A 12,580-nucleotide genomic window follows, 5' to 3' on the forward strand; every position below is an offset into this window, starting at 1 on the left:
CCAACGATGAACTGCCCTGCCCCGCTGCTTTACGTGCGTACCTCCATGCTGGACATGGCCTATGAGGCCCATGGTCCGGCCGACGGTGAACCGGTGATTCTGTTGCACGGTTTCCCCTATGACCCGCGCAGCTATGATGGGATTGCGCCGGCCCTGGGCGAGCAGGGCTATCGCGTGCTGGTGCCCTACCTGCGCGGCTACGGGCCGACGCGGTTCATCAACACACAGGTGATGCGCTCGGGGCAGCAAGCCGCGCTGGCCAGGGACTTGCTGGACTTCATGGATGCGCTGTCGATTGCGCAAGCCACGCTGGCCGGTTACGACTGGGGCGGGCGCGCAGCCTGTATTGTCGCGGCGCTGTGGCCGGAGCGGGTGCGCGGGCTGGTCACCGGCGATGGCTATAACATTCAGGACATCGCCCACTCGCACGAGCCTCAGGCGCCTGCGACGGAGCATCGTTTGTGGTACCAGTACTATTTTCATACCCCACGCGGCGTGGCGGGCTTGACGGCCAATCGCCGCGAGCTCTGCCAATTGCTGTGGACGCTTTGGTCGCCGTCCTGGGCAGAAGGACCGAGCCAGTATGCGCAGACCGCGCCTTCATTCGATAACCCCGATTTTGTCGCGGTGGTGATTCACTCCTATCGCCATCGATTCATGTACGCGCCGGGTGATCCTGCGCTGGAATCCATTGAACAGGCGCTGGTGCAACAGCCACCGATTTCAGTGCCGAGTATTTCGTTGTGCGGGGCCGACGACGGCGTCGGGCCTGCGCCGGAAGAAGATGAAGACCTCGCGCATTTCAGCGGGTTTTATCGACGCCAGGTATTGCCTGGCGTGGGCCACAATATTCCTCAGGAAGCACCGCGAGCGACCCTGGCGGCGTTGCTGGAGTTGCTGCGCCGATAAAAGCATCCTCCCCGCCGGATAAGGCTTGCGATGCAGGCGATGCGGTCTGGCAGGCACACCGCAGCGATCCCATCGCAGCCTCGCTGAAGCTCGACAGCTCCCACAGGGGTTGGCGCTCGCCACAGGAGCTACTTGTTGGGTAGAGCCGTTTCCATTGGCGCTATGGCTACGCCGGTGAAAAACGCTCCCGGTATGCCTGAGGTGTCACCGACACTGCGCGCAGGAAGCTGCGGCGCAGGGTTTCTTCGCAACCAAACCCGCACTGCACGGCGATGCGCTTGATCGACGCTGCGCTGTCTGCCAGTTGCCGGCGGGCGGTTTCGACGCGGATCAGGTCGACGGCGCGAGCGGGAGTCTGGCCGGTTTCGGCGCGGTAGTGGCGCACGAAGCTGCGCTCGCTCATGCCGGCCTGTGCAGCCAGGGTGGCGATGCTCAGATCCAGCGTCAGGTTTTCCGCGATCCAGGCGTGCAATTCGGCGAAGCGGCTGCCGCCGTTCTGCAACGACAGCGTGACGCTGAATTGCGACTGCCCGCCCGGCCGCTTGAGGAACACCACCAGGTGCCGCGCCACTTCCAAGGCCACGGCGCGGCCAAGATCTTCTTCGACAAGCGCCAGGCACAGGTCGATACCGGCGGTGACACCGGCCGACGTCCACACCGCACCCTGCTGGATGAAGATCGGGTTGGGCTCCACCGTCAAGGCGGGAAACTTGCGCGCCAGTTCCTCGCAACGCGTCCAGTGGGTGGCGACGCGACAACCGTCGAGCAGGCCACTGGCTGCCAGCAGAAAAGCACCGGTGCACACCGAGGCCATGCGCCGGGTGTGCCGGGCTTTTGCGCGCACCCATTGCACCAGCGCCGGGTCTTCGGCGGCACCGTAGACGCCCCAGCCGCCAGCAATCACCAGGGTGTCGCACGGCGTGTCGACTGCCGGTAACGGCTCGGCCAGCAGCGCCAGGCCCGCAGACGTCATGACCGGTTCGGCCTGGGCCGCGATCACCGAGACGCGGTACGGCAACGGCTGGCCACGCTGACGGGCCAGGTCGTTGGCCGATGCGAACACCTGCAAGGGCCCGGTCACATCGAGCACCTGGGCGTTATCAAAAGCGAGTACGTGAATGATTCTGGGCATGATTGGCGCGATTTGTGGGCTCAATGGCGTATACGCCAGAGCCTAGGCCTCTACAGTGCAAGCGTCTACTTCTTCTCAACGGAGTTTCATTCATGACCTTGCAGATCGGCTTCCTGCTGTTCCCCGGCATTCAGCAACTGGACCTCACTGGCCCTTACGACGTGCTGGGCTCGCTGCCAGAGGTGAAATTACATTTGGTATGGAAGGACCTCGCACCGGTCACCTCCAGCACCGGCCTGGTGTTCACGCCGACCATGACCTATACCGACTGCCCCAACCTGGATGTGCTCTGCGTACCCGGCGGTGCCGGCGTCGGTGCGTTGATGGAAGATGCCGACACCCTCGATTTCCTCAAGGCCCAGTCGCTCACTGCACGCTACGTGACCTCGGTGTGCACCGGCTCGCTGGTACTCGGTGCGGCGGGTTTGCTGCGCGGTCGCAAGGCCACCACTCATTGGGCCTACCACGACATGCTCGCCCCGCTCGGCGCAATCCCGGTGCAGGAACGCGTGGTGCGCGACGGCAACCTGTTCACCGGCGGCGGCATTACGGCAGGGATCGACTTTGCGCTGGTGCTGGCGGCGGAGCTGTACAGCGAAGCGGCGGCGCAGTTGGTGCAGTTGCAGATCGAATACGCCCCCGCGCCACCGTTCGACGCCGGACGTCCGGACACTGCGCCACAGCATGTGTTGGACGAAGCCCACAAGCGCACCGCCGAGTCGCGCAGGGTGCGAGGTGAAATTACCGCACGCGCCGCCGCGCGATTAGGCTGACGACGCAGTATCTCTGTGGGAGCGGGCTTGCTCGCGAAGGGGGGTGTGTCATTCGCTGAATCCGGCACTGACATACCGCCTTCGCGAGCAAGCCCGCTCCCACATTTTGAATAAGTGATGACTTCCCCTTTCGGTAGCAGGCATTCCCATTAAAAACGGTCGCTATCGGTCCTTCGATTAACTTTTTTTCATTTATTTTTGAAGTTAAAAAAACAACTTCCAATCCCACTAAAACCCCGCAGCCACGGCACTTAGTCGTAACTTCCCTCTCCTCTCTGTCCCCCTTTCCCACCGCGTTTTGAAAAACCTTCGCTGTTAAGCAGGAAAATTTTCAAATTTGTTCCTACACTCAAAAACACACCCCTCTTACCACCTGAACGGACAAGGAATGTCAATAAAATGCCTCATAACACACTGATTAACATCTTTAAAACGTTGCATCCGCACCACCGTCAATTCGTTGACTAAGCAACCATGAGGAACACTTCCTTTAGCCACTGCTCCGCAAGATCCCTTCAAATGGATGTGTCGCATTTGGATTGATTAGTTGCGATTTCACCAGCGTAGCCGAGTTTAATGCACTACTAACGCATACCGGTTAAAGCGCATGGAGTGCAATGAGGGATGTTTTATGCGAGAAAAGTCATCAGTCGATAGCTTGTTTTTAACGCGTGCCGGTTTTGTTGAGTTCTTTGTTGTTTTTGTCAAATTTATTCATGGTTTAAGTGCGATATTACCCCCGCTGGTACTGGTTTTTTTCATCGATCCGATGAACCCAGAGATGCGTTCGCACTTCCTCGGCCTGCTCGTATTTTTTGCGTTTCTGACCATCATTTTGTTCCAGGCGTTGGGCATTTATTCGGAGGAATTGTTCAGCAACCGTCTGCGCTTGAAAACCAAGATCAAGGCCTGGTCAGCCGCCTTCTGCATCCTGCTGTTCATGTATCAGATATTGCAGTTTTTTCCACAATTGACGCCACGTAACCTGTTGACCTGGTACTTCGCAAGCCTTGGGCTGTTTTGTCTCGAACGTTTGTTGATGCTGCGCCTTTACAGCAGTTTGATGCGCAAGGGTAAGTACCTGCAGCGCACGGTGATCCTTGGGTTTACCGACACCGCCGTGCACGTTGCCGACCACCTGCAACGCAACGGCGATATCCGCTCCGGTCTGATCGGTTTTATCGATGATCGCACCGAGCGCATCCCCAAGGAGTTAAGCAATCTGCCATTGCTGGGTAACACCCGCGACCTGGAAAAGCTGATCCGCGCCGAGCAGGTCAACCAGGTGATGATCTGTCTGCCCTGGGCTGCGGAGCAGCGCATCCATGGGCTGGTCAATCGTCTACGGCAGTTGTCGGTGAACGTGATGCTGGTGCCGGACATGGCCGCGCTGCGCTACGGCCATAGCAAGATCACCGACGTGGGCGGCATCCTGATGTTCAACACCTCGCAATTGCCATTGCGTGGCTGGTCGCCGGTGATCAAGCGCCTTGAAGATTGTTTCCTGGCGAGCCTGGCGCTGGTGGCGCTGGCGCCGCTGATGATCATCACGGCCATTGCGATCAAGCTCGACTCCAGGGGCCCGGTGTTGTTTCGCCAGAACCGCTTTGGCTATAACGACAATGAAATACGCGTGTTCAAGTTTCGCTCTATGTACACCGACCAGAGCGATTTCACCGCGCAACAACAAACCACCCGGCACGACCCGCGCATCACCCGCGTCGGGCGCATCATCCGCAAGACCAGCATCGACGAGCTGCCGCAGCTGTTCAATGTGCTGCTGGGCAACATGTCGATGGTCGGCCCGCGCCCGCACGCCACTGCTACCAAGGCCGCCGGCGTGCCCTTCGAAGTGGCGGTGAGCGAGTACAGCTCCAGGCACCGGGTCAAACCGGGCATCACCGGCTGGGCGCAGATCAATGGTTACCGGGGTGAAACCGACACCCTGTTCAAGATCCAGAAACGTGTCGAGTACGACCTGGAATACATCTCCAAGTGGTCGGTGTGGTTTGACTTGTACATCGTCTTCATGACGGTTCCCGCCGTTCTATCCACCAAGGAAGTCTATTGATGAATACCCTCAACGGATTAATTCCCTGCATTATTTCCGGTGGGTCGGGCACGCGGCTGTGGCCGGTGTCACGCCAGAACATGCCCAAGCCGTTCATGCGCATGCGCGATGGCCAGAGCCTGTTGCAGAAGACCTTCCAACGCGCCGCACGCCTGCCCGGTGTGGAGAGCGTGCTGACGGTGACCAACCGCGAGATGCTGTTTCGTACACTCGATGACTACCGGTTGGTCAACCCGTCCCGCCTGCCCCTGGACCTGCTGCTGGAGCCGTTCGGCCGCAACACGGCTGCGGCCATCGCCGTGGCGGCGCTGCATGTGCAGGAACATTTTGGCGATGACGCACAACTGTTGGTGATGCCCGCCGACCATTTGATCCACAACGAGACCGCGTTCGCCGCCGCCGTGACCCAGGCCCGTGACCTGGCCGAGGCAGGCTTTCTGGTGACCTTCGGCATCCAGCCCGACCACCCCGAAACCGGCTTTGGCTATATCGAGAAAGGTGAGGCGCTGAGCACCGGCAACCGCGTGCAGCGCTTTGTCGAGAAACCGGACCTGGCCACCGCACAAGCCTACCTCGACGGCGGCAAGCACCTGTGGAACGCCGGGATGTTCTGCTTCAAGGCCAAAACCCTGGTGGACGAACTGACCACTTACGCGCCCGAGGTATTGCAGGCGGCCCGCGCGGCCTTGGAGCACAGCCAGCACCTGCAGAACAAAACCTCGCGCCAGCGTGAGCTGGATGCAGAGGCCTTCGGCAGCGCGCCGGACGTTTCCATCGACGTGGCGCTGATGGAGAAATCCACGCAAGTGGCCGTGGTGCCCTGCGATATCGGCTGGAGCGACATCGGCTCGTGGGAAGCCCTGCGCCAGCTCACGCCGAGCGATGCCCATGGCAACCAGATCAACGGCGAAGCGATTTTGCATGATGTGCACAACTGCTACATCGACTCGCCCAAGCGCGTGCTCGGTGCCGTGGGCGTGCGCGATCTGATCATTGTCGACACCCCCGATGCCCTGCTGATTGCCGACGCCCACCGCAGCCAGGATGTGCGCTATATCGTCGCCGAACTCAAGCGCCAGAACCATCCGGCGTACAGCCTGCACCGCACCGTCACCCGGCCCTGGGGCACCTACACCGTGCTGGAGGAAAGCAGCCGGTTCAAGATCAAGCGCATCGTCGTCAAACCGCAGGCGTCGTTGTCGTTGCAGATGCACCATCACCGCAGCGAACACTGGGTGGTGGTCAGCGGCGCTGCGCAGATCACAAATGGCGAGCGCGAGTTTCTGATCAACGCCAATGAGTCCACCTATATTCCCGCCGGGCACAAGCATCGCTTGACCAACCCCGGCATCATCGACCTGGTGATGATCGAGGTGCAGAGCGGCGAGTACCTGGGCGAGGACGATATCGTGCGCTTTGACGATATCTACGGGCGCGCGCCTGCCGACGTGAAGAAGTGACATGCGCACCTCGCTGATCATCCCGACCCGCAACGCCGCCGGCCACCTGGCGCGGCTGTTGCCTGCGCTGCAGATGCAAACCAGGCAACCGGACGAGATGCTGGTGGTGGACAGCGCCTCCAGCGACGACACGGTGGCCCGCTTTCGCGAGTTCGGCGCCCAGGTCGAGGTGATCGACGCCCGCGATTTCAACCACGGCGGCACGCGGCGCTGGGCCAGCGAACAGGTGAGCGGCGATGCGCTGATCGTGATGACCCAGGACGCGATTCCTGCCGACCCCGAGACGTTCGCCAACCTGCTCGATGAACTGCAGCAGGACCCGCTCAACGGCGTGGCCTACGGGCGCCAATTGCCGCATCCGGACGCCGGCGTGCTCGGCGCGCAGTCGCGGCATTTCAACTACCCGGCCCAGAGCCGCAGCAAAAGCCTGGCCGACGCCCCGCAACTGGGGATCAAGACCTGCTTCAGTTCCGATTCGTTTTCGGTGTACCGGCGCAGCGCACTGCAAGCCGTGGGTGGCTTCCCCGCCGATGTGATCGGCAGCGAAGACGCCTACGTGGCCGCGCGGATGCTGCTCGACGGCTACAAGGTGCGCTACGCCGCCTCGGCGCGGGTGTACCACTCCCACGATTACCGTGTCATGGATGAATTTCACCGCTACTTCGACATTGGCGTGTTTTACGGTCGCGAACCGTGGATCCGCCAGGCCTTTGGCGATGCCGGCGGTGAAGGTAAACGCTACGTGCTGGCGGAGCTGGCGGCACTGCGCAAGGCCGGTGCACTGCACCGCGTCCCCGAAGTGCTGGTGCGCAGTGCCTTCAAGTTGCTCGGCTATCGCCTGGGCCATCTGGAGCGCCGCCTCCCCGTCGCGCTCAAGCGCCGTATCAGCATGTTCCCCGGCTATTGGAAGTGAGCATCATGAACTACAGGAAGTCACCTATGATGAAACGAATCTTGCTTGTTGTAGCGTTGCTCGCCCTGGCCGGGTGCAACACGCCGGCCCGCATTGTCGCGCCGGATGACCAGGCGGTGGAGGAAGGCAAGCGCGCCCTCGACCAGTTGGCCCAATTGCCACCGGCGGTGGAACGCATCCGCGTCGGCGACCAGTTGCGTATCGTGCGCGATGCCGGGGAGATGCCGACATTGTCGGCGTTCAACGTCAGCACCATCTACGAGCTGACGCTGTACACGGTGCAAACCGACGGCAAGATCAACTACCCGTTCCTGGGGCCACTGCAGGTCGCCGGGCGCCAGCCCTCGGAGCTGGCGGCCGAGTTGAGCAACAAACTGGCACCGGTGTACCGCGAACCGCGGGTGACGGTGAATATCAACCAGGCACCGAGCAACTCGGTGATCGTCGGCGGCGCGGTGAATAACCCGACGTCGGTGCAGATCGGTATCGCCAACACGCTGGAGCAGGCGATTGTCGGCGCCGGCGGCGTGAACCCGGCGGGCAACGCAAGCATGGTTGCGTTGCTGCGCGAAGATGCCGAGGGCACCTACCGCGCCTACTTCCTGGACTTCAGCCAATACCTCAAGACCGGCCCCGTCGGCCGCAAACCGGTGCGACTGCAACGCGGCGACGTGGTGTTCGTGCCCAAATCCAACGTAGGCGAGCGTATCCAGGGAGTGGACACCTACTTGAACCAGCTGATTCCGTTCACCAAGTCCATCGGGGTTGGCTACAACTATTCCCGAACCAGCGGCGGCACCAACTAAAGGAGCGACATCCCATGATCGAGATCCGTTCTTTTCGTGATCTTCTGCGCCTGTTTTTCATCTTCCGCCACGAGTTCAAGCTGGCGGCCATCGCTGCGCTGGTCATTATCCTGCTGGGGGCGTTCCTGCTGCCGGCCAAGTACGAATCCACCGCGCGCCTGCTGGTGAAACCGGGGCGTGATTCGACGCTGCCCATCGAGATCAGCAACCGTCAGGCGCTGGTGATGCCCAGCACCCAGCGCGACCCGATTGTCGACGAAGAGCGCCTGCTGACCGGGCGCCCGATTGTGCGCGCGGTTGCCGAGCGTTACCTGGAAGTGCTGGCCAACCAGCCGCCGCCGGAAGGCGTCTGGAAGCTGGGCAAATACCATGTCAAAAATGCGACCGGGGCGATCTCCGATGGCGTGCGCGTGGTGCTGGAATCCCTGGGTGTCATTGAAAAAACCACCCCGGTCGAACGCCTGGCCGCAGGGCTGGAACAAAGCTTCGAAGTCAGCCACGCCGCCGGCTCCACGGTGATGGACATCAGCTTCAAGTGGGGAGACCCGCAGATCGCCCAGGCCGTGGTCAAAAGCTGGGTCGAAATCTACATAAACGAGCGCACCCAGGCGCTGGGGCGCAAAAGCCTCTACGCGTTCTATGAGGGCCAGGTGTCCAACAGCGCCACCGAGATCAAGAGCTACAAGGAGCAGATCCTCACGCACCTGAACGAAATCGGCGCGGCCAGCATCACCGATCGCCTGGAAGATCTGTCCGAGCGCATCAACGTGCTGCGCGGCGAAACCTTCAACACCACCCGCCTGATCGCGTCCTCCGACAGCGCCATCGAGAGCACCCGCACCCAGCTCAAGAGCCAGCCCAAGGAAGTGACCACGGTGCGCCAGATTGCGCTGAATCCGCAGCAACAGGATCTGCGCCGCCTGCTCAACCAGAAGCTGCTGGAACGCGCCGACATGATGCGCACCTACACCGATAACGCGCCGCCGGTCAAAGCCCTGGATGCGTCGATCCGTGCCATGCAGGTGCAGGTGGCAGCTGAAAGCAACACCGTGCAAAGCTCGGAAAACCGCGCGCCGAACACCCTGGAAATCCACCTGCAACGGGTGCTGCTGGACGAGTCCAGCAACAACCTGGCGCTGCGCACCCAACTGGTTCAGCAGCAGAAACAACTGGTCAACCTGGAAGCCCAGCGCAAGCAGGCGCTGGAGATCGAACCGGAGTTGACGCGCCTGTCCCGCGAGCTGAGCGCCACCGAGCGCAACTACGCGCTGTATGTGGACAACCTGGAAAAATCGCGCATCGACCGTGAACTGGACAACAGCCAGATCAGCAACATCGCGGTGATCGAAGAAGCCACCCTGAACCCGGGGCGCATCTTCCCGAAAACCCTGGTGATGCTGACGCTGGCGATCCCGTTCGCCATCGTCGTCGGCCTGCTGGTGGTGTACCTGTGCTACCTGCTCGATCAGCGCATCCATGACGGCGGTCTGGTGGAACGCAAGTTCGGCCTGCCACTGTGGACCACCCTGCCGGAGCTGGACACCAGCACCGCGCAGAGCACCAACGCGTTCAATGCCAGCATCTATCGACTCTACGGTTTGCTCGAGCCTGAACGAATAACCGAACAAGGCATGACCCTCGGCCTGACCTCGGCGCGCCACGGCGAAGGGGTAAGTTTTGTGGTGGGGCAACTACGACAACTACTTCAGGAAAATGGCATCAAGGTCCGCGTCGGAGGTGCGCGGACGGCCTCGCCGGGAGAAGTGGTGCTGCTCGATGCCTCAGCGCTTTTGGATAACCGCGACGCCTTTGTCAGCCTCAGGCGGGCCGATCTGATTGCGTTGGTGGTGGAGGCCCAGAAAAGCACGGTACCGGTGGTGGAACATGCGCTGTCGATCCTCAATACGGCCTTCGGCAAGGTGGACGGCATCATTATCAACCGACGAAGGTTCGAGGTACCGGCCAAAGTGCTCAAGACCATTGCCAAGTACCGGGGGGTGTTCTGATGCGCATTGCCCTGCTGGCTCCCTTGCCACCCGAGAAAAACGGCATCGCCGATTACGCGAACCATTTCAAGCTGGCGCTGGAACAGTTGGGTGTGACGGTGCTGACACCGTTGAGCGGCGTCGAGGGATCGAGTGCGGCGATCAAGCGGGCCATCGGCACGTTCGACTGGCACAGCGTGGACCTGGTCCACGGCGAGCTGGGCGGCGGACGACTGGGGGAATTTCTGGCCCTGCGCGAGCTGCACAAGGCATACCCTGCCCTGCCGCTGACCGCCACCGTGCACGACCCGGAGCGTATGGTGTGGCGCCGCGAACGCCTGCCGTTTCCCCTGCAACTGATGGAGCGATTGCCCAGCCCGTTGCCGCAGGCGGCGGTGGTGTTGGCCGACCCGCTGACGTTGCGCGAAGAGCGCCAGGTCGCCGCCGGTTTGACCCGGTTGATCACCCTGACGCGCCTGGGAGCCGAATGCCTGAGCCAGCGCATGCGCCTGGCGGCCGGCAAAGTCGCGGTGATCAACCACGCCAACCTGGCGATCGCACCAACGCCGTTGCCATCGCTGGACACGCTGCGCCTGCTGTATTTCGGGTTTATCTACCGAGGCAAAGGCATCGAGGACCTGTTGCAGGCCCTGGCCGACGTGTTCAGGCAAGCGCCCGAGTTGCGTGGCCGCGTACGGCTGACATTGGCCGGTGGCACGGCTGCGGAAATGGCGTTCGGCGCGGGGGGCAATTACCTCGACCAGTTGCACAGCCAGATCGCCGACCTCGACCTGGCCGACGCCATCGACTGGCGGCTGAACCTGCCGGCGGATGAGATTGCCGCGACGATCCAGGCCCATCATGTGATGGTGCTGCCCTACCGCGAGTCGAAAAAACTCGGCCTGCTGGGGCGCCAGCGTGGCACCAGCGGTGCGTTGTCATGGGCGGCGGCGTGCGGGCGTGGGGCGATCACTTCGGATGCGCGGGCGTTCGCTGAAGAAGTCGCCAGCGGCAATGGCGCGATCTATCCTCAGGGCGATGTGGCCGCCCTGAGTGCGCAACTGCTGCGTCTGGCCCGTACACCGACGCTGGCGCGGGACTGGGCCGAGCGCGCCGGGGAAATCGGGCGCGAACGTTTGTGGCCGTTGACCGCGCAGCAGTTCAGGCAACTTTTCAAGCAGGCAATTGTGGGAGGTCCCCATGGTGCGTAAGGGCACGTACTTTTTGACGCTTGTGCTGGTCGCGGCGCTGGGCCTGGGCGCTGTGCTCTGGGGGCGCCAGGCCGACGCCGAGAGCCATGTGCTCAAGGGCAGCAAGGTGCTGGTGTGGAAGGACTTTCTGGGCGTTAACGCGCAGTTCCTGTGGTTCAGCCCCGAGCGCTACCAGAAGCAGATCGACCGTCTCAAGGCGCTGGGCCTGGAGTGGGTGCGCCTGGATCTGCATTGGGATCAACTGGAGCCGGTGCAGGGCCAATACCAGGTCGCAACCCTCGACCAATTGGTGAAGAAGCTGCAGGACAACCAGCTCAAGTCGGTGTTCTACCTGGTCGGTTCGGCGCCCTTCGCCACCACCGCGCCGGTGGGCGCGCCTTATCAGGACCAATACCCGCCCAAAGACCCGCACGTGTTTGCCAACCGCATGGCGCTGCTGGCCGAGCGTTACCCCAGCGTGGACGCCTGGCAGGTGTGGAACGAGCCGAACCTGCTCGGCTTCTGGCGCCCGGTGGCCGACCCGGCGGGTTACGCCACGCTGCTGACCACCACCGCCGCGGCGCTGCGCGCCATGCGCCCGGACAAACCGGTGGTGGCCGCCGGCATGGCGTTCTTCAGTGAGATGCCCAACGGCCAGACCATGTTCGACGCCCTGGGCGCGCTGGGTATTGCCAGCCTCAACACGGTGATTGCCTACCACCCCTACACCCAACTGCCCGAGGGCAACGACCCGGCCAACCTGGATTTCATCGCCAAAACCACCGCGCTCAACCAGGCCTTGCGCGCAGGCGGCGTGCAAACGCTGTGGACCACCGAGTGGGGCTGGTCCACCTACACCGGCCCCAAGGACGCCCAGGACATCATCTCGCTGCAAGGCCAGGCCGATTACGTGGTGCGGCGCCTGGCGCTGATGAGCGCGCTGGATTACGACCGCACGTTCCTGTTCACCTTGAGCGACCTCGACCAGCGCGCCAGCGTGCGCGACCAGTCCTACGGCCTGCTTGATATCGACGCCAACCCCAAACCTGTCTACACCGCCTTGAAGTACTTTCTCGACGTAAGCGGGCCGAGCCTCACCCCCGGCGACCCACCCAGCGCCGACCAATTGCCCGACGGCCTGTTCAGTATCGGCTGGACCCGCGCCGATGGGCGCAAGTTGTGGTTTTTCTGGGCGGCCCAGGGCGGCAACGCGCATTTGCCGGGCCTTGCCAGCGCGACGCTGTACGACCCGCTGCGCGGCACGCAAACCCCGGTCAGCGGCACCGGCGGCTTGACCGTGCCGGTCAAATCGAACCTGCAAATTCTGCTATGGGATTGAAG

Annotated in this window: 10 protein-coding genes; 9 read left to right on the forward strand and 1 reads right to left on the reverse strand. The window is 62.2% G+C overall.

Features of this window, described 5'->3' with window-relative positions:
• Positions 1 to 6 precede the first annotated feature (6 nt).
• Positions 7 to 909, forward strand: a complete 903-nt coding sequence (locus ACXX81_RS13520) for an alpha/beta fold hydrolase (RefSeq protein ID WP_322213238.1) — start codon at positions 7 to 9, stop codon at positions 907 to 909.
• A 166-nt stretch (positions 910 to 1,075) separates the two neighbouring features.
• On the opposite strand, the gene ACXX81_RS13525 is transcribed toward ACXX81_RS13520, so the two are convergent.
• Positions 1,076 to 2,041, reverse strand: coding sequence for a GlxA family transcriptional regulator (locus ACXX81_RS13525; RefSeq protein ID WP_209980863.1), 966 nt, complete (start codon positions 2,039 to 2,041; stop codon positions 1,076 to 1,078).
• A gap of 92 nt (positions 2,042 to 2,133) precedes the next feature.
• Here ACXX81_RS13525 and inhA point away from each other — a divergent pair, with 92 nt between their 5' ends.
• From inhA to ACXX81_RS13565, 8 genes are all read left to right on the forward strand, one after another.
• Complete coding sequence (inhA, locus tag ACXX81_RS13530) at positions 2,134 to 2,814, forward strand: isonitrile hydratase (protein ID WP_209980861.1); 681 nt, start codon at positions 2,134 to 2,136, stop codon at positions 2,812 to 2,814.
• A gap of 631 nt (positions 2,815 to 3,445) precedes the next feature.
• Entirely contained in the window at positions 3,446 to 4,885 is a 1,440-nt protein-coding gene (locus ACXX81_RS13535; RefSeq protein ID WP_458571869.1) for an undecaprenyl-phosphate glucose phosphotransferase, read from the forward strand.
• A complete protein-coding gene (locus ACXX81_RS13540; protein ID WP_209980858.1) occupies positions 4,885 to 6,345 on the forward strand; it encodes a mannose-1-phosphate guanylyltransferase/mannose-6-phosphate isomerase in 1,461 nt (486 codons plus the stop codon). The genes ACXX81_RS13535 and ACXX81_RS13540 overlap by 1 nt, the downstream gene beginning before the upstream one ends.
• Position 6,346: 1 nt before the next feature.
• Positions 6,347 to 7,258 carry a glycosyltransferase family 2 protein gene (locus ACXX81_RS13545; protein ID WP_322213236.1) on the forward strand — a complete coding sequence of 304 codons (912 nt, stop codon included), beginning with the start codon at positions 6,347 to 6,349 and terminating at the stop codon, positions 7,256 to 7,258.
• A 29-nt stretch (positions 7,259 to 7,287) separates the two neighbouring features.
• Positions 7,288 to 8,064, forward strand: coding sequence for a polysaccharide biosynthesis/export family protein (locus tag ACXX81_RS13550; RefSeq protein WP_057009108.1), 777 nt, complete (start codon positions 7,288 to 7,290; stop codon positions 8,062 to 8,064).
• Positions 8,065 to 8,078: 14 nt separating this feature from the next.
• The gene (locus ACXX81_RS13555; protein ID WP_209980855.1) at positions 8,079 to 10,070 is read left to right on the forward strand and encodes a GumC family protein; all 1,992 of its coding nucleotides are present in this window, start codon (positions 8,079 to 8,081) and stop codon (positions 10,068 to 10,070) included.
• Positions 10,070 to 11,260, forward strand: coding sequence for a glycosyltransferase (locus tag ACXX81_RS13560; RefSeq protein WP_322213234.1), 1,191 nt, complete (start codon positions 10,070 to 10,072; stop codon positions 11,258 to 11,260). The genes ACXX81_RS13555 and ACXX81_RS13560 overlap by 1 nt, the downstream gene beginning before the upstream one ends.
• Positions 11,250 to 12,578 carry a GH39 family glycosyl hydrolase gene (locus ACXX81_RS13565; protein ID WP_209980850.1) on the forward strand — a complete coding sequence of 443 codons (1,329 nt, stop codon included), beginning with the start codon at positions 11,250 to 11,252 and terminating at the stop codon, positions 12,576 to 12,578. The genes ACXX81_RS13560 and ACXX81_RS13565 overlap by 11 nt, the downstream gene beginning before the upstream one ends.
• The last annotated feature ends 2 nt before the right edge of the window (positions 12,579 to 12,580 follow it).

It is taken from the genome of Pseudomonas sp. GNP013 (assembly GCF_054343995.1).

What these genes read in the sequence shown, in the direction of transcription:
- ACXX81_RS13520 (WP_322213238.1), top strand. Translation starts at nt 7, where the DNA reads ATGAACTGCCCTGCCCCGCTGCTTTACGTGCGTACCTCCATGCTGGAC.
- ACXX81_RS13525 (WP_209980863.1), bottom strand. Translation starts at nt 2,041, where the DNA reads ATGCCCAGAATCATTCACGTACTCGCTTTTGATAACGCCCAGGTGCTC.
- inhA (WP_209980861.1), top strand. Translation starts at nt 2,134, where the DNA reads ATGACCTTGCAGATCGGCTTCCTGCTGTTCCCCGGCATTCAGCAACTG.
- ACXX81_RS13535 (WP_458571869.1), top strand. Translation starts at nt 3,446, where the DNA reads ATGCGAGAAAAGTCATCAGTCGATAGCTTGTTTTTAACGCGTGCCGGT.
- ACXX81_RS13540 (WP_209980858.1), top strand. Translation starts at nt 4,885, where the DNA reads ATGAATACCCTCAACGGATTAATTCCCTGCATTATTTCCGGTGGGTCG.
- ACXX81_RS13545 (WP_322213236.1), top strand. Translation starts at nt 6,347, where the DNA reads ATGCGCACCTCGCTGATCATCCCGACCCGCAACGCCGCCGGCCACCTG.
- ACXX81_RS13550 (WP_057009108.1), top strand. Translation starts at nt 7,288, where the DNA reads ATGAAACGAATCTTGCTTGTTGTAGCGTTGCTCGCCCTGGCCGGGTGC.
- ACXX81_RS13555 (WP_209980855.1), top strand. Translation starts at nt 8,079, where the DNA reads ATGATCGAGATCCGTTCTTTTCGTGATCTTCTGCGCCTGTTTTTCATC.
- ACXX81_RS13560 (WP_322213234.1), top strand. Translation starts at nt 10,070, where the DNA reads ATGCGCATTGCCCTGCTGGCTCCCTTGCCACCCGAGAAAAACGGCATC.
- ACXX81_RS13565 (WP_209980850.1), top strand. Translation starts at nt 11,250, where the DNA reads ATGGTGCGTAAGGGCACGTACTTTTTGACGCTTGTGCTGGTCGCGGCG.